A 17637-nucleotide genomic window follows, 5' to 3' on the forward strand; every position below is an offset into this window, starting at 1 on the left:
CTCCTCTACGCGGGAGGAGAGAAAAATTAATCGTTAGGAATGTTTCTTCTTCATGGTCATTTTAGCCTTTTGGCCGATGCCATAATTATAGGTTTTGGAATTGCTCTCTTTTTTATCATGGTAAGCACCACCACCGGCAGGCTCATCAAACTTCTCTTTTACCACCCGGTTTTTGTCTAACCCTTTTGGTTTAGCAGTATTCTTTTCAATCAGCATTCCTTCAGGAAGTTCAGCCGGTTCCAGCTTCTGGCCAATGGCCTGCTCAATCTTTTTCACCTGAACAAGTTCCATATCTGTAGAGAAAGTAATGGCCACTACTTCTTCGGTATTCTCTTTATTTTTAATGATGCGGCTTAAAAAAGTCTCCTTTTCTTCCGGCACTTCAAAATGGAAGATAAAAGGAATACCATCCAGGTTCAGCGGCGCCTGACCTTCATTGGCTACTACCAAAACTCTGGCTTCAGGACTTTGTTTAAAGTCTTCAAAATCATCAAAGCCCTCTTCATCAAAATGCAAAGGCTTCAGCATAGAAAATTCCATTTCTTTACTGCTGGCGATGCTTTTTGTTAGTTTTTGAGCAGTTAATCTTGTGTTTACAAAGACGACCACTTTATCAAACACCTCATCATCCCGCAATAGAGTATGCAGTAAGTTGATTTTCGTTTTATAATTTGGTACATGATACAATACCTGGGTTACGGTTTCTGTCTTTGTATCTCCAAAGTCCTCTACCTCTATCACCGTTGGGAAATTCATGAACTGATCTGTCATTTTAGTCAGCTTTTCATGCACCACTTCAGTGAAAACCAAATGCTGACATTTGCCTGCACTTCTGGCCAGTTCACAAACCGGCAGTTGCATTCCCTGTTTGATGATCAGCTCTGCATCGTCTACAATAAAAGTTTGCAGCTTACTCAGGTTCAATCCTAACTTCAGGTAAATAGCCCTTGCACGTGTTGGCGTAGCCACTACAATATCAATTCCTAAAACCAGTTCACCGATCTCTGCATCTACACCACCTGTACCATAAAGGCCTACAATATTTAAATCCCTGTTTTTGCTTAGGGATACGAACTGGTCGATTACGGCAATGGCTCGATCTGCATCAGCTACCAGGATCAGCACTTTAGGTGCATCATCCTTAGTATATTTCAAGCGCATTAAAACACCAAGAATATAGGTTGTAGTTTTGCCTGAGCCTTCAGGCCCTACAGCCATTACATCTTGTCCTCCAAGAATTCTCGACATAGTTTTCGCCTGAATTTCTTTAGGGGTTAAGTAGCCAGCATCAGTCATCGCTGTTACAAGGGCCTTACTTAGTTTTAATTTATCTAATGACACAGTTCTTCAGTTAATTTTAATATTCGGCAAATTTACGGAAATAAGCTCAATATCAGGTACGATCTGAAATTTACTGTCCGGTTCCCCAGCTCTTGTTAGGCATCGGTCCCATTTCCAACTCCAGTTTTCCACCTGCCACTAACTGATCATGTGTAAAGAAAGGAACATTTAAAGGCTGCCCGTTGAACTTTGCACTTTGAATATACTTATTAACTACGGAACAATGATTGGCAATTACATGGAACTGTTTTCCATTGGGCAGATCTATGGTTGTCTTTTCAAAAAGAGGGCTTCCGATAGTATATACCGGCAGACCAGGCGTAACTGGATAGAAACCCATAGAAGAGAAAACCACAAAAGCAGACATCCCTCCCCCATCTTCATCACCCGGAATACCAAAAATATTATCTTTAAACCAGACGTCCAGTAAAAACCGTATCCGCTTTTGGGTTTTCCATGGAGCGTCAGTAAAATTGTACAAATAGGGAATATGGAAGCTGGGCTCATTACCCATAGAATACTGGCCAACCAGGCCCGTTGCATCAGGAAACTTTGCGTTAAACTCATATCTGCTGCGCCCAAGGCTTTCCCTGAAAAGCTGGTCGAGCCTGTTTTCAAAGTTCTTCTTTCCGCCCATCAGGCCAATCAAACCACTTACATCTTCCTGAACCTGCCACAGGTAGGTCCATCCGTTATTTTCATCATAATAGTCCCTTCCTCCCATTCCACCATCAAACTTGGGGTCTATCTTCACCCAGTTGCCTTTGCTATCTTTTGGCATAAAAAACTGACTGTCTTTATCCCAGAGATTTTTATAGTTTTTACTACGGGCATTGAACCTGTTAAAATCACTGTTTTTACCTAAATCTTTTGCGAGCTGGCCCACAGCCCAATCGTCATAACTGGCACCAAGCGTCACGGCTACAGGCTGTCTTTTCTCCCAGGAATCTACGGTTTTATTTGTTTCTGCCTCACCCTTCTGCAAAGCAGGAAAATAGCCGTTTTTGTAATAAAAATCATCCAGATCTGTTTTAGGGCCATTTTTCCAGGGCAGCATGGTCGCTTCGTCTGCATTTTTCTTCATGCCTTCATAAGCTTTGGCCACATCATAATGACGAAGCCCTTTCCGATACGCATCTAAAAAGAGAATGGAAGAATGAAAACCGTTCATACAGGCATGATCGCCAAAAAGTACGGGAAAAGTAGGCATCCATCCACTTTGTGTATACATCTGTACATAAGAATTGAGCATATCCTCTTCTATAGCAGGATTAAGGATGGTTCTTAACGGGTGAAGCGCCAGATAGGTATCCCATGTCCAGTCGTCCACAAAAAACGGCCGGTCTGATTGGTGGATCTTTTTGTCAAAACCACTATAATACTGATGGTCTTCAGTAATATCTACCATACGTTCCTGGCTACGGTAAAGTGCCGTATAAAAACTTCTTTTCTGGCTTTCTGTTCCACCTTCAACCTGGATCTGATTGATATTTTTGTCCCATGCAGACTCCGCATCAGCCATCAGCGTACTAAATTTTTTATCTTTTAGTTCCGATTCGAAGTTCTTACGGGCCTGCGCTGCGCTGATGTAAGAAACTGCATACCTGAATTCAATGGATGAAGGTGCGCTTTCAGGGAAACTGATCTCAGATTTCACGCCTTTCCCTTCTACCGAATTACTTTCAGAAATCTGCTGATCCTGAACGGTAACTACTTTGCCGGCTGTACTGAAAACTCCGTATAAGTATATTTTTATATCGTCATGATAAGTTTCTGTAGCATACAATTCTTTCCCTGAAACAAACTTCCAGCTGCCAACCCCTTCATTATATAAATCGAATAAAATATGTTTATCGCCCTTTTTTGGGAACTCGAACCTATAAATAGCAGATTTTTTTCCCGGGGTAAATTCTACTTTGATATCATTATCGATCAGGTAGGTAGAGTAGTACCAGGGACGGGTGACCTCAAGGTCGTGATCGTAGGCCATTTGTTCCTTCCAGCTTGCTGAAGCAACATCTTTTACAGAGGGTTTCATCGAAAAGGCTTCTCCTAGGCGGTGTGAAACCACCAGCAGCGGGAAGCTGGAAATCTGATCAGAAAGGTAATTACTTCTTTGAGGAAACATCCTCATCATTTGATTAGGAAGCTGTACTGTTGGCCTGGTAGGTTCCAGTAATTGTCCTACATTACCGATCCGGGGATCTACATATTTTAAATTTCCCTTACCTGCAAATTCCTGCGCTTCCTGTCCGAAGACACTAAAAGAACAAATAAACAGGAATGCCAGAATGCTGTTATTCTTTATCATTACTTTATCGAAGTGGTATATACAACGATAAATGTAAGGTATAATAGAGTGAATAACTACGATTTAGCGATCGAATTTAGGCGAATTTATTTAAACCGGATCGCTTTCAGCGGAGAGATCCTGCTCACCAGCATTGAGGGCACGATCAATACAATCAAACAAATAACAAGGGTAGCCACATTCAGCAGTAGTACATCTATAAAATGTATCTCTACCGGAACGTAAGAAAGGTAATAGGAAGACTGGTTCAGCTTAAAGAAATGTGTATACTCTTGCAGGTATCCCAATCCTAACCCAAGAATATTACCCAGCAACAGTCCTATACCCACAAGGTATAAGGCATTGTAAAGAAAGATCTTCATCACGCTGTAATCTGTCATTCCAAAAGCTTTCAGCATACCGATCATATTGGTGCGTTCCAGGATCATGATCAGCAAAGCGGTGATCATATTGATTACGCCGACAATCATCATCAGGATCAGCAGTACCCTGGTGTTCACATCCAGTAGTGAAAGCCAGGTAAATATATTCGGGAAGTATTCTTCTACAGATTCCGATTTCAGGTTGATTTCAAGATTAGAGTAGATCTTGTCAGATTCCGACAACAATTGAGAGAAGTTGTTTAGCTTTATTTCTATACCACCAATCTGATCTGGTTTCCAGTTATTCAGACGTCTGATGATATTAATATCTCCCAGTACAAAACCTTTGTCTATTTCTTCGACTCCGATATCATAAATACCAACAATTTTAAAGGGACGCTTACGGGGAGGGTTCTGCACAAAGTACATAATAAAAGTATCGCCTGTTTTCAATTTGAGCCGGTTTGCGGTAAAAGCAGAGATCAGTATCTGTTTGGTTGCTTTAGTGCTGTCCGCGAAGTCGATAACGGTGCCGCTAACGATATGTTTTTTGATGTAATCCCAATTAAATTGTTTGTCTACTCCTTTAAAATTCACCCCCTCAACTTCATCATTTGCAGATATAATGGCAGGTTTTGTAGCATAGGGCTGGAAGTAGGCTATGTCCTTGTTGTTTTTAAGATCTGACAGGGTTTTGGAAGAAGGAATAAATGGGGTAAGCTCGAAAGAGTTGTTCAGGTCCAGTTTAAAGATCCTTACATCACCTACAAAACCTCTTACCTTTTCCTGGATTTCTGTTTTAAAGCCTTTGATAATTGCCACAGAAAGCATCATTACAGCAAGACTGAGCATCACCCCCGAAATGGCTATCCGGACGATCAGCTTAGAAAATGTGCGTTCTGATTTAATGGCAATTCGCCGGGCTATAAAGTATTCTGTGTTCAATTTTTAAATAAATGGTAATTTTATTTACCTCTTCCAAGCGTAAAAGTGCGAATTTATTTCAATTAATCCGTAATTTACCTGGGTGCTTGTTGAGGGACAAATTCTTATTATTGAAGCTACAGGCTTTAGTACCTACTTAAAAAACCACTTTTTAAGTACACACTTATATTTGGTTCATACTTAAATGAGAAAATCAATAATAAATGTATTGTAGTTAATAAAAGCTTATAAAAGCAAGAGTTGAGTGATGTCCGCCCTCCACGAAAGCGCTGGTGGGATATTAGGTGTTTTACAAGTTATTTTTTATTTCTTCTGATAAAAAAACGTGTTTCAGATACGCAGTCCTGGGTAGGATAACGATGATGGAGTGGGTTTTATCTTATTCATTTACAGCAAATTTACTTTTAGTTAAAATAAATTACCATTATATGAATTTTTGGGATTAAGTTAGATTCCATGCGTAAACAAAAAGACATGATGTGGAAGGGCATCCTTGAACAACTTTTCGAGGATTTCCTGACCTTTATCCACCCTGAATTAGGGGATTCACTTGATTTAGCAAAAGGTTATGAGTTTTTAAATAAAGAGCTGATTCAGGAGTTTCCATCTTCAGGGGGGAAAATTGAACAAAAAATAGTAGATAAACTGGTCAAATTGCACAACAAGGCCGGGCATCAAATATTACTTCACCTGGAGGTTCAGGAAAAGTATAGTAAAGATTTTAGCAAGCGCATGTACGCTTATTTTAACAGGCTTTACGATAAATATAAAATGTCTATAGTAGCCTACGCTATTCTCACAGAGGCAAATGAGATTAGAAGAGCCGGTATTTTCGGAATTAAATACATGGGCACCAAACTTTCCTATCAATATAACACCTTTAAATTAGCTCTTCAGGACGATGATTACATCATTAATCATGCAAACCCCTTCGCATTGGTAGTCCTTATTGCTAAGGCTCCGCTTTTGAAAAAGGGATCTAAGAATAGACTGGAGTTTGACCAACGGTTATTGGCCTATAAACTGAGGATTGTTAAACTGATAGCTGAAAGACGATTATCACCTTATAAAGAAAGAGCAATAATGAATTTTCTTTTTTATTATACAGATTTTGAATTTTCAGAAACAAAGGCTAAATTTGATCTTGAAGTTAATTTATTAACAAATAAGAACACAAGAAATATGATAACATTCGAAGAAATTTTAATGGAGGAAGCCGAAATGACTGGATTCTCTAAGGGAGAAAGGAAAGGAATAAAAAAAGGGAAATTAGAAGCTAAAGAAAATGAGGTTTACAGGCTCATCACTAAACTTAATTTTTCAAATGATCAGATTGCTGATTACATGGATATTTCCTTAAGTTTTGTTAAAAAAGTAAGAGCAAAATTAAAAGCTGAGACGGTTATTCAATAGCCTCCTATGCGATGAAAATTAACACCTTTCTATTATTAATTTTTTGTACCTTTTCCAATTTCCATGATTTAAGTTATAAAATCCTACTAAGGATGTCATTATTTCAAATTATTCAACAAAAAAGTACAGCATGAAACTATCAAAAAAAATACTCTTTTCAATTTACATCGCTGTCATTGCTGTACAGGCGTTTGGTGCTTATGCTGCCAGGTCAGACAGACAATATCTGACCAAGCCTCTGCCTGATATGATAGGAAAGACGAATGGAGAAATCCTTACCGGAGCAGTACAAACAGAAAAATACCTGCCTTTGCTTAAAGGAAAACGGATAGGTATGGTAGTAAACCCTACATCTGTCATTGGAAATACAACTGTAGTGGATAGTTTAACCACACTGGGATTGAATATTGTAAAGATCTTTGGTCCGGAACATGGATTTAGAGGTAACGCCAGCGCAGGCATTACTGTAAATGATGCGGTCGACCAAAAAACAGGGATTAAAGTAATCTCCTTGTATGGAAAACATGAAGTTCCCAGCACGGCAGACCTTGCCGATATTGATGTGATGATTTTCGATATCCAGGATGTAGGGGTTCGCTTCTATACTTATATCAACACCTTACAACATGTGATGCAGGCTTGTGCAGAGAATAAAAAAGAACTGATCATTCTCGATCGGCCTAATCCAAATGGTTTTTATGTAGATGGCCCGGTGCTCGATCCTAAACTGGTTTCTGGTTTAGGCCTTAACGCGATCCCAATTGTTCATGGGCTTACTGTCGGAGAATACGCACAAATGTTAAATGGCGAGGGCTGGTTAACAAACAAAGTAAAATGTAAGATCAAAATCATCAAAGTGGCCAATTATACACATGATATGCCCTACGAATTACCGGTTAAACCTTCCCCTAATCTAAATACCCAGCAATCTATACTGTTGTATCCTACCTTATGTTTGTTTGAAGGAACTTACATCAGTCAGGGACGGGGTACAGAATATCCCTTTACAATACTCGGAGCACCGGCATTAAAAGGAAAATATGATTTTTACTTTACGCCGAAAAGTATAAAAGGAATGGCAGAAACACCGCTGCACCAGGATCAGGAATGTTATGGCCTTGATCTGAGAAATTATGATATTTTAAACATTAGGAAGGATAAAACGTTAAATATTAAGTGGCTGATCGAATTGTACCAGGCTTATCCTGATAAAGCAGATTTTTTCAATTTCAAATTGAGCAAACAGATGGGAAACATTGACAAGCTTGCCGGTGTTTACTCCCTAAAAGAACAAATCATTGCAGGTAAATCTGAAAAAGAAATCAGGGAAAGCTGGGAACCCGGATTAAGTCATTACAAAGCAATACGCAAAAAATACCTGCTATATCCTTAATTAAATCTACTCAATATGAATAACGAACCGAAGAAGAAAAGCGAAAAACCCAGCAGTAATTTTGAGGAACCAACTCCAAAAGGAAAAGTTGATCCGGGCAATAAAGCCGTAAAGAAACCAGAGGATAAAGATTATACAAAAGATAATCCTAACTTTAAAAATCCTGCCAAACAAAGAGAACAGGAAGAACAACCTACAGAACCCATAAAAAATCCGCCTAAAGAAGACCAAACTAATTCCTAAGAGAGATCATTTTCAGTAAATCTTTTATACAACAAAGGCGGCAAATTGCCGCCTTTGTTGTATAAAAGATTTGAGGCCTAAATTGTTAGAATGAATGACCAGATCGTTGATCCCAAAATGCTCATTACAATTAAAAACACAAATAAGAGTTCCTTCTTAACTACTTTTTAACAGTAGTTGTGGTAGGTGTGTAAATGCCCAAAGTAATAACAGAGATCAATCCATTAACAAAGGTCTGCCTGGTAAAAACTGAATAATCAGTTGCACCCCCAGCCATTTCTTTCGAATCAGAAACACCAACTGGCGCCAGTCCGTCTATAAGGTAGTGATTCCATTTTGTTACTTCCTGATTTTTTTGCGGCCCATTACCAACAACACTTGTGTAGGTGTAACAAGAGCTAAGCATGATTGATGCGCATAATGACGCAAATACAATTTTTGTAAACTTTTTGTTCATATAATTTTGAGGTTAACTAAGGCAATAATCACTAAATAAATTAACATTAGCAACCTCAAAAAATTAAAAAATATAATACAAGTTAACTAAAAAGCCAAAAACACAACATAAATTATGCTAAAATAAATTATTAAAACGATTAAGTGAATATCTATAATTTCAACAAATTTTGTGAAATTATTAATGGTAAGCCTATTAATAACAAAATACAACTAGGCATTTTGTTGCTTTTGAGCCTCTTTCAAAAACTTCATCAACACCTTTTCATCATTTTCCATGGCCTCTATCGTATTGGGCTTTTCGGTATGGATCTTTTTTAAATATTTAGCCAGCTGGTCGTTTTCAAAAGCTTCCAGCAATAAAGGGTATACATAAGAACTCTTACAGACAGCCCTTGTGTTTCCCAGTTTACTGGCCACGCAATCCAGCACCTGCACAATGACCTTTTTCTTAGGCCGTTCTTCTTCTACATTACCCGAGCAAATAGCCAGTTGCCTTAAAGCTTCCAGGGTCCCTCCCCAGGTACGGAAATCTTTTGCTGTAAAATCACTCCCAGTGATCTCCCTGATATAATTATTAATCTTACCGGAATCTACAGCTCTATGCTCTTTGCCTTCCGTGTAATACTGGAAAAGATCTTGCCCAGGGATCTCCATACATTTTTTCACCATCGCAGCCAGGCTCCTGTCATTTAACGCAACCTCCTGTTTTACCCCTTTTTTACCAATAAACTTTAGCTTCAGGGTATTCCCGTCAACTTTAGCATGTTTGTTTCTTAACGTAGACAAACCATAACTACCATATAACTGCGCATAAGATTCATTGCCCACACGGATCAGGGTTTTTTGCATAACCTGTACACAAATGGCCAGTACCTTCTGCTCATCAAACTGTTTTCTTTTTAAATCTTTGGCTATTCTTTTTCTTGCCTGCGGAAGAGCTTTTCCAAATTCCTGCAACCTGAAATATTTGTGATCAGACTGTCTCGATGTCCATTTTGGATGATAACGGTATTGCTTCCGCTTTGCGGCATCCAGTCCGGTAGCCTGCAGATAAGCATTCTTTTTTGCCGCTATCCACACATTAGTCCATGCAGGTGGCAAAACCAATCCCTTAATTCTTTCCAGCTGAACTTCATCAGTTACTTTATTTCCGTGCTGATCCTCATAATGAAATTTGCCAGGCTTTCCTTTTCGGTAAATACCAGGCATACTGTCGGTAACATACACTAAACCACTTTCTTTAATCTCTTCAGGAGTCTGAACCATATAGATTGAGCAAAATATGCGTTAAGTTTTATTTATTTTTGTTTGCTAAAACACAGTATAAGGAAACCTTTATGAGCCTTCAGCTGATCAAATAGCATACAACTCACGGTAGCTTTATTACCGATAAAAAAACAAACATAAAAAGATGAGAATAGTTTTCATGGGAACACCCGATTTCGCCGTTGCTTCTCTAAATGCTTTGGTGGAAGCTGGTTACGAAATTGCAGGTGTGGTTACCGCAGCAGATAAACCGGCAGGAAGAGGCCAGAAGCTGCAGGAAAGTGCCGTAAAAAAATACGCAGTAGAAAAGGGTTTAAAAATATTACAGCCCCTGAAACTAAAAGACCCTGAGTTTATAGAAGAATTGAAGGGATTAAAAGCAGATCTACAAGTGGTAGTAGCTTTCAGAATGCTTCCTGAGATCGTTTGGGATATGCCTGCTAAAGGAACTATTAATCTGCACGCCTCCCTCCTTCCGCAATATCGTGGCGCAGCGCCAATTAACCACGCTATTATTAACGGGGAAACTGAAAGTGGTGTAACCACCTTCTTCCTGAAACATGAAATAGATACAGGGGATGTGATTTTTTCTGAACGCGTAACAATTGCTGACGATGATTCTGCCGGCGACCTGCATGATCACTTGATGGAAGCAGGGGCCGGACTACTGGTGAAGACAGTAAAGGCTATTGAGGAAAATACATATAAGGAGCAACCACAGGTATTTTCTGACGAATTGAAACATGCACCAAAAATATTCAAGGAATTTTGTCAGATAGACTGGAATCAGCCGGTGAAGAACATTTACAATTTGATCCGCGGATTAAGCCCTTATCCTACAGCTTTTACCTTATTAAATGAAAAAACCATAAAGATCTTTAAAGCTGCCTATGAACAAACAGAACCAGGCATAACACCCGGAGAATTTCAGACAGACGGAAAAACTTATTTAAAGTTTGCTACTAAAGATGGTTTGATTAGTGTACTGGATGTGCAGTATGAAGGTAAAAAAAGAATGATGGTAGATGAATTTCTAAGAGGAATGCGATTATAGCTTAGGCTATAATGCATTCAGCAATGAACTTAGGGACTTCGTTACCTCATTGAAATAACGCTTCCTTCCATATCCCATTACCCATCGGATACCTGTGGTAGCGTTGGTAATAAAAACTTCTTCAGCTTCATTTAATACCTCAGGATTAATCTGTGCCTCCACAATAGGAATGGCATTGGATTTAGCTGCCTGCATCACTACATTTCGCATTACACCTGCAATACACCCTTCAGAAAGTGCAGGTGTATATATTTGTTTATCATACACCACAAATACATTAGAACTGATGCTCTCACAAAGAAAGCCATGCTGATTAAGGATCAATGCTTCATCCAGCCGATGCTGTTTCTTATATAGACCAGCCATCACATATAGTAAAGAATTACTTGTTTTATAATTGGAAAGCTTATTTACAGGCTTGGTGATTTCGTCATATACATTAATGATGAGGCCTTTTTTATTCAGCTCATAACCATTTGACTCCATCGCCCCGGCTTCCAGTACATAACCAGATTTATTGCTATCCGGTGTATACAGCCCATCCCCATCACGATAAACAGAAAGACGGAACCTTACATTTTCTTTCAGCTTGTTCTTTTTACATAATTCTGCTGTTTTTTGTTTTAGAAAATAATCATCAAACAAAATCCCTCCTTCCATCTTCAAGGCATTCATTCCTGCCTGTAGCCGGTCGGCATGCAGCTCTGCAAATTTCAACTTACCACCAGACATACGCATAGATTCAAATAGCCCGTCACCATATCTGAAACCCCTGTTTTTAGCGGTCAAAATAGTTTGGTCTACTTCAATGAACTGGTCGTTATGTAAAATATATCCTTGTTGCATTAATTTATGACAGTGCGCTATAGTTTCTCCATTTGTTCAATACAGCTTCAAAATCTGGTGGCAAAGGTGCTTCAAATTCCATATATTCCTTTGTGGTAGGATGTATAAAACCTAAAGTCTGTGCATGTAAGGCCTGACGCGGCAGCATCTCAAAGCAGTTAGCTACAAATTGTTTGTACTTGGTAAAGGTGGTTCCTTTAAGAATTTTATCGCCGCCGTAATTGGCGTCGTTAAATAAAGGATGATGAATATGCTGCATATGTGCCCTGATCTGATGCGTCCGTCCCGTTTCCAGCTGACAGCTGATTAAAGTAACATAATTTAAACGTTCCAAAACCGAATAATGCGTAACCGACCATTTGCCTTTATCTTCTTCATCATAAACATCCATTACAATCCGGTTTTTTGCGCTTCTGCCGATATACCCAGAAACTGTGCCATTTTCTTCAATATCGCCCCAGGCAAGCGCAATATATTTACGGGTTATGCTATGGTCAAAAAATTGTTTAGCCAGTTTGGTCATGGTAATTTCGTTCTTGCTGATGATCAGCAAACCAGAAGTATCTTTATCAATCCGGTGTACCAATCCTGGGCGCCCTTCATTACCCGGCAATTGCGGCAGCTGTTCGAAATGGAAAGCCAAAGCATTAACCAATGTGCCTGTATAATTATTAAATCCAGGGTGAACCACCATTCCTGCCGGTTTATTAACGATCAGCAGATCAGCATCTTCATAAACAATATCCAATGCGATATCTTCCGGATAAACTTCTGTGTCTCTGGGAGGATGTGGAAATACAATAGAAATTTCGTCAGCAGGTTTAACCTTATAACTCGCCTTTACTGTAGCCTTGTTGACCAATACATTTCCTGCATCAATTGCATTTTGTATCCTGTTTCTGGATGCATTCTGCAAACGCTGCATCAGAAATTTATCAACGCGCAAAGGGGATTGCCCGTTATCTACAATGATACCAAAATGTTCATATAAATCCTGCTCTTCTAATTCCAGCGCACTTGTATTGTTTTCCATTAGTTTTATTCCTATTTATCCTGAATTAAATATACATCGATTATATTCAGGCTGGCCTGCGCCGGTTATTATGGATACAGGCTATTGATCGCTTTTGAAAGCCCAGCACATGATGTTTCCATTCTGCAAAACTAATCTTTAACAATTACATTTATGAAAAGAAATGGATTGAAATAAATAAGACACGAGATATAACGAAACTGCACTGGTAAAAGACGCTATATTTGTTTCATGTTTACAGATCTAAACAGCCCGCTACAGCAATTGAAACATTCTCGTTTATCCAACTTATGGATGAAAAGGGATGACCTGATTGACCCCTATATCTCAGGGAATAAATGGCGCAAGCTTAAATATCTATTAAAGGACGCTGCTGAAAAGAATAAAAATCACCTGGTAACTTTTGGAGGAGCTTATTCCAATCATTTGGTAGCTACCGCTGCTGCAGCTGCCCGCTCCGGTTTACAGGCTACAGCTTTTGTAAGAGGAGAAGAAGTGATCAACGAAATGCTGGTACTTTGTAAACTATATGGTATGCAGTTGATCTTCACCGATCGGGAAACCTATAAAGACAAGGTAGCCTGTTATCGGAAGTACTTTGGGGAAAACACAGATACTTATTTCATAGATGAGGGAGGAGCTTCGACAGAAGCGGTTAAGGGATGTGCAGAATTGATTTCAGAATTACCTGCAGATGTAGAGCATATCTTTTGTGCCGCAGGGACCGGTACCACAGCTGCAGGAATATTAAAAGGTATCCAGGAAGCCGGATGGAAAACCAAACTGCATGTTATCCCTGTATTAAAAAGCGGGAATTTTATTCGTGAAGAGATCAATAAGTATGTAGCTGTAACCGATCACCTGTTACTCCATACCGATTATCATTTTGGTGGTTATGCTAAAACGCAACCTGCTTTGCTTGAATTTATGAAGCAATTTATTGCAAACCACGGAATTTTGATTGATCCGGTTTACACAGCGAAGATGTGTTTTGCTATCCAGGACCTGACCACACAGAATTATTTTAAAAATGAGGAGAAGATCGTTGCTATCCATACAGGTGGCCTGCTTGGCATCATGGGGATGAAAGAGAAATTCTAATTAGTCAGCAGCTTTTTCTTCTCTGCATCAAATTCTGCCTGAGTAAGGACCCCGGCATCCAGTAATTTCTTCAATTTCATTAACTCGTCGGCCACACCTCCTGTAGAATTTTGTATAGGACTACATGGAATAACCTCACATGCGTCGATCGCATCTTCAATGGCGATTTCATATTTCACCCCTCTATCCCTGACAACAAAAAGTATCTTTTCAGTACTTCCCGTTTTAAAGACATCTATACTTCTTATTTTTAGGGAAGCTCCATTATATAATCTGTTCATAACGCCGAGATTAGATTGTACAAAGACAAAATCTCCATTCCCTCCAGCGCCTTTTCCAAGTTTCACCTCACCATATATTTTATAGGTAATTCCATTTGTGGCTTTGTAATAAGCAGTATCCTGGGCAAAACAGTGCGCGGAAACTAAAAGAAAAATTAACAACAATAGCTTTTTCATTATCCCCTTATTGAGTTTACACGAATTTAGTTACAACCAGGGATTAAAAGTATATAGAAAAGTGATCTTTTTTTGTAACTTTAGAAATACATCTGTCCTATAGCTGAGTCTACCATCTGTATGACTATACTAAGAATTTTTAGCGGGCCTTTTGCTGTATAAATTTTATTTCTAACTGCTCCATTTCTTTTTGCAGAGACCGGTTTTCGAAGTAAAAATAGATAGCACAGGCCAGGAATATTTTCCCTAGGAGGAAAACAGCGCCAAACACCCATCGCCATATTTTATGTATCTGCATATGACTTGACGTAGATTCTACATCAATAAACAGATTGTTTTTAGGTCTTTTATAGTGACTTCGGTTCTCTTTTGATGGATTTCTTACGATCAAAGCGTCAGCATCGGACTTATCCATTACTTCTTTAATACCTGCTTCAATTTTCATCCAAATATCTGAGGGAGGTATTATTGCCAAATGTTGAGCAACATTTTCCATATCACATTCCAATTCACTCAAGGCTTCCTGTATTTGGGGAAACTTTCCTTTTAAGTATAATAATTCCCTGACTTCCGCTTCAGAGGCGGAACCCAATACATATGCTTCCAATACTCCGCTTTCTATGTATTCGTTAATTTCCACCACTTTTTTTCATTATTGCGAAAGCTTCTTTTAAAGTCTTTCTGATTACATCATCTGTTTCATTTAGTTCAACTGAAATTGCGGCAATTGATCTTCCATAGTAATAAACTCTATAAAAAACCTGCTTCTGTAAAGCAGTCATTTGTTCGAGATATCGATTGCGAAAATTATGCACCACTTTATCAGCTCTAATAGTTATATCCACAGGCTCAGCAGTGGTAAGGGATGTTATTTTATTTCTGGCAAAACTTTGCAGTTGACACCAGCTATTGGTATCCTTCCAATCCATTTCATTAATCTGTTTAGAAAGATCACAGAACACCTGCACCAGATATTCTTCTGCTAATTTACGATCCCTGACAATTTCATAAATATAACCTAGCAGCATTCCCCCATACTTATCGTAAAGGCAACGTACACTTTCGGGCTTATTTACTGTTAATTCCTGTCGGTTGATTTTCAGCATATCTATAAATTCTTTAAAGTAGACTTCATTATTATTTATCTAAAGTCCTGGCTTACTTTAATTAATCATAAAATTAGATAAAGTTTATAAGATTTAAAAATCAGCAAAAAATTTTGTAGGTAAGTTACATCTATACGCAGTCACTGTATATAAAACCGAATAACTTTTTACCGTTTTATGTAAGTTTATTCGTTTTGTTCATTTCATTATTCAAGATTAAGTATTCATCTTTAGCAGCAGAAGTTATAGTCTCAATAGACGAAATGCGCAAAGTTAATAGGGATATATATGAACATTCAATTAACAACAATCTTAATGGATACTCAAAATTTTGAATTTCTTGCAGAAGGCAACGCGGCTACGTATAAAAATATATGGCGCCATACGATTGCAGGAATTGGATATATGGCAATTGTAATTTTCGTACTATATTTTATGGGGAGACCGCAATGGCATACAAGACTTTTAGTGATCATTAGCATTTGGACTATAGCCTTACTTTATTCAACTTATACTGGTAAATTCGTTACTAAAATATTGGTAGATAAACTGGCAGGAATAGTAACTGTGTATTACTATAATGTAAATACCGGAGAAAATTCGAAGATCTTTAATGTTAGAGGATCTAACATCAGTTATAAATTTGAGGTTTCGAGATCCCCGGCATGGCGATTAATTCTGAGTGATCAGGAAGCATCATTTAAGTTATCCACGCCATCATGGCCAAAAAATAAAAATTCGCGAAATACATTTACAAAAGAGAATTTGGATTACTTATATCAACTACTTTCCATTGAAAATAAAACTAATTTGGTTTGAAAGATCACCGGGGAAACGATAAACCCACTTTAAACTGTTTAAACCCTGTTTTTGCTTTTCTACCCAAAATACCCCCTGGATTTGTTATTCAGGGGGTTTTTACTACATTTGGAGCGAACCAAATTATAAAATTATGTACCAACTTACCGTAGCTCCGGAGCAGGTTAATGAAATTTTAAGTGAACATGTATTAGCCGATGGATTTGACCTGACCTACGATATGGGATTAAGTCAGGGTGCCTATATTTACGATTCAAAGTATAACCGTAAGCTGCTGGATTTCTTTACTTGTTTTGCCTCTGTACCATTGGGTTACAATCATCCCAAGATGGTAAATGACGAAAATTTTAAACATAACCTGCTGCTTGCCGCTATGGCTAACCCCTCCAATTCTGATGTATACACACAGCAATATGCAGAATTCGTCAAAACTTTTGGAGCTATCGGTATCCCGTCATACCTTCCACATGCCTTTTTTATCGCAGGCGGAGGATTAGCTGTTGAAAATGGGATCAAAGTAGCGATGGACTGGAAAGTGCAGAAAAACTTTGCCAAAGGATATAAAGAAGAAAAAGGATTTAAAGTCCTTCATTTTGAAAAAGCCTTTCATGGCAGAACAGGATATACTTTAAGCCTCACCAATACTCTGCCCGACAAAACCAAGTGGTTTGCTAAGTTTGACTGGCCAAGGGTTTCCGTACCTCAGGTAACGTATCCATTGGATAGTGATAATCTGGCCCAAGCCATTCATACTGAAGAAGTATCGATCGCACAGATCAAAGCAGCTTTTGCGGCCAATAAGGATGATATTTGTGCGATTATTATTGAACCGGTGCAGTCAGAAGGCGGCGACAATCATCTTAGGGAAGAGTTCCTTACTCAGCTTCGCACCATCGCAGACGAAAACGATGCCTTTTTGATTTATGACGAAGTGCAAACAGGAGTAGGTTTAACCGGCAAATTCTGGTGCCATCAGCATTATAGTGAAAAGGCTCGTCCCGACATCCTTGCATTTGGAAAAAAAATGCAGGTATGCGGGATATTGGTAGGCAACAAGGTAGACCAGGTTGAAACCAATGTTTTCAGGGTTCCTTCAAGGATCAACTCTACCTGGGGTGGAAATTTAGTGGATATGGTAAGGGCCACACAGATCCTGCAAATTGTAGAGGAAGATAAGTTATGCGATCACGCTGCTGAGGTTGGTCAGTACCTAAAAGAGAACCTTGAAAGACTATCCACAAAATATGATCAGATGAGCAACGTTAGAGGTAAAGGCCTATTATGTGCGTTTGACTTCCCCAATGCAGATATGCGCAATAAGTTTCTCAAAAAAGGATTAGAAAATGAAGTGATGTTTCTGGGTTGCGGTCCGCAGACTATTCGTTTCCGCCCTGCATTGATTATTGAAAAAGAACATATTGACAAGGGTATGGAAGTAATGAATAAAATACTGGCTGAATTATAATCTTACAAAATTCAAAATAAAA

The 17637-nt window shown here is 38.7% G+C and carries 17 protein-coding genes; 7 read left to right on the forward strand and 10 right to left on the reverse strand.

What is annotated here, in order from left to right; translation table 11 throughout:
* Positions 1 to 33 precede the first annotated feature (33 nt).
* From GSQ84_RS08005 to GSQ84_RS08015, 3 genes are all read right to left on the reverse strand, one after another.
* Entirely contained in the window at positions 34 to 1341 is a 1308-nt protein-coding gene (locus GSQ84_RS08005; RefSeq protein WP_174238635.1) for a DEAD/DEAH box helicase, read from the reverse strand.
* 70 nt (positions 1342 to 1411) lie between these two features.
* Positions 1412 to 3652 (reverse strand): GH92 family glycosyl hydrolase, encoded by a 2241-nt coding sequence (locus tag GSQ84_RS08010; RefSeq protein WP_158796723.1) that lies wholly within the window; start codon positions 3650 to 3652, stop codon positions 1412 to 1414.
* An 86-nt stretch (positions 3653 to 3738) separates the two neighbouring features.
* Positions 3739 to 4959, reverse strand: coding sequence for an FtsX-like permease family protein (locus GSQ84_RS08015; protein WP_158796724.1), 1221 nt, complete (start codon positions 4957 to 4959; stop codon positions 3739 to 3741).
* Positions 4960 to 5415: 456 nt separating this feature from the next.
* Between GSQ84_RS08015 and GSQ84_RS08020 the strand changes: the two genes are divergently transcribed.
* The 3 genes from GSQ84_RS08020 (at position 5416) to GSQ84_RS08030 (ending at position 8008) form a co-directional block, all read left to right on the forward strand.
* Positions 5416 to 6372 carry a hypothetical protein gene (locus tag GSQ84_RS08020; RefSeq protein WP_158796725.1) on the forward strand — a complete coding sequence of 319 codons (957 nt, stop codon included), beginning with the start codon at positions 5416 to 5418 and terminating at the stop codon, positions 6370 to 6372.
* Between the two features lie 247 nt (positions 6373 to 6619).
* Positions 6620 to 7765 carry an exo-beta-N-acetylmuramidase NamZ domain-containing protein gene (locus tag GSQ84_RS08025; protein WP_216848907.1) on the forward strand — a complete coding sequence of 382 codons (1146 nt, stop codon included), beginning with the start codon at positions 6620 to 6622 and terminating at the stop codon, positions 7763 to 7765.
* Positions 7766 to 7780: 15 nt separating this feature from the next.
* Positions 7781 to 8008: a hypothetical protein gene (locus tag GSQ84_RS08030; RefSeq protein ID WP_158796727.1), complete on the forward strand. Its 228-nt coding sequence runs from the start codon at positions 7781 to 7783 to the stop codon at positions 8006 to 8008.
* Positions 8009 to 8168: 160 nt separating this feature from the next.
* Here the strand turns inward: GSQ84_RS08030 and GSQ84_RS08035 are convergent, their stop codons facing one another.
* Complete coding sequence (locus GSQ84_RS08035) at positions 8169 to 8465, reverse strand: Bor family protein (protein ID WP_158796728.1); 297 nt, start codon at positions 8463 to 8465, stop codon at positions 8169 to 8171.
* 212 nt (positions 8466 to 8677) lie between these two features.
* Positions 8678 to 9733 (reverse strand): DNA topoisomerase IB, encoded by a 1056-nt coding sequence (locus GSQ84_RS08040; RefSeq protein ID WP_158796729.1) that lies wholly within the window; start codon positions 9731 to 9733, stop codon positions 8678 to 8680.
* 145 nt (positions 9734 to 9878) lie between these two features.
* On the opposite strand from GSQ84_RS08040, the gene fmt reads away from it, so the two are divergent.
* Complete coding sequence (fmt, locus tag GSQ84_RS08045; protein WP_158796730.1) at positions 9879 to 10787, forward strand: methionyl-tRNA formyltransferase; 909 nt, start codon at positions 9879 to 9881, stop codon at positions 10785 to 10787.
* 6 nt (positions 10788 to 10793) lie between these two features.
* On the opposite strand, the gene GSQ84_RS08050 is transcribed toward fmt, so the two are convergent.
* Positions 10794 to 11633, reverse strand: coding sequence for an aminotransferase class IV (locus GSQ84_RS08050; protein ID WP_158796731.1), 840 nt, complete (start codon positions 11631 to 11633; stop codon positions 10794 to 10796).
* Positions 11634 to 11637: 4 nt separating this feature from the next.
* On the reverse strand, positions 11638 to 12666 hold the full coding sequence (locus GSQ84_RS08055) for an RluA family pseudouridine synthase (protein WP_158796732.1): 1029 nt from the start codon (positions 12664 to 12666) through the stop codon (positions 11638 to 11640).
* 231 nt (positions 12667 to 12897) lie between these two features.
* Here GSQ84_RS08055 and GSQ84_RS08060 point away from each other — a divergent pair, with 231 nt between their 5' ends.
* On the forward strand, positions 12898 to 13767 hold the full coding sequence (locus GSQ84_RS08060) for a 1-aminocyclopropane-1-carboxylate deaminase/D-cysteine desulfhydrase (RefSeq protein ID WP_158796733.1): 870 nt from the start codon (positions 12898 to 12900) through the stop codon (positions 13765 to 13767).
* Here GSQ84_RS08060 and GSQ84_RS27875 read toward each other — a convergent pair.
* The 3 genes from GSQ84_RS27875 to GSQ84_RS08075 all read right to left on the reverse strand — a co-directional run bounded on the left by GSQ84_RS27875 (position 13764) and on the right by GSQ84_RS08075 (position 15331).
* On the reverse strand, positions 13764 to 14225 hold the full coding sequence (locus tag GSQ84_RS27875) for an SHOCT domain-containing protein (RefSeq protein WP_216848895.1): 462 nt from the start codon (positions 14223 to 14225) through the stop codon (positions 13764 to 13766). The two genes, GSQ84_RS08060 and GSQ84_RS27875, sit on opposite strands and share 4 nt — an antisense overlap.
* Before the next feature lie 139 nt (positions 14226 to 14364).
* Positions 14365 to 14865, reverse strand: coding sequence for a hypothetical protein (locus GSQ84_RS08070; protein WP_158796734.1), 501 nt, complete (start codon positions 14863 to 14865; stop codon positions 14365 to 14367).
* Positions 14855 to 15331 carry a sigma-70 family RNA polymerase sigma factor gene (locus GSQ84_RS08075; protein ID WP_158796735.1) on the reverse strand — a complete coding sequence of 159 codons (477 nt, stop codon included), beginning with the start codon at positions 15329 to 15331 and terminating at the stop codon, positions 14855 to 14857. Before GSQ84_RS08075 ends, GSQ84_RS08070 begins: the two co-directional genes overlap by 11 nt.
* 315 nt (positions 15332 to 15646) lie before the next feature.
* Here GSQ84_RS08075 and GSQ84_RS08080 point away from each other — a divergent pair, with 315 nt between their 5' ends.
* Positions 15647 to 16150: a hypothetical protein gene (locus GSQ84_RS08080; protein WP_158796736.1), complete on the forward strand. Its 504-nt coding sequence runs from the start codon at positions 15647 to 15649 to the stop codon at positions 16148 to 16150.
* Positions 16151 to 16283: 133 nt separating this feature from the next.
* A complete protein-coding gene (gene lat, locus GSQ84_RS08085; RefSeq protein WP_158796737.1) occupies positions 16284 to 17615 on the forward strand; it encodes an L-lysine 6-transaminase in 1332 nt (443 codons plus the stop codon).
* The last annotated feature ends 22 nt before the right edge of the window (positions 17616 to 17637 follow it).

The organism is Pedobacter sp. L105 (genome assembly GCF_009765875.1).
In the GTDB taxonomy this organism is placed as follows: Bacteria; Bacteroidota; Bacteroidia; order Sphingobacteriales; family Sphingobacteriaceae; genus Pedobacter.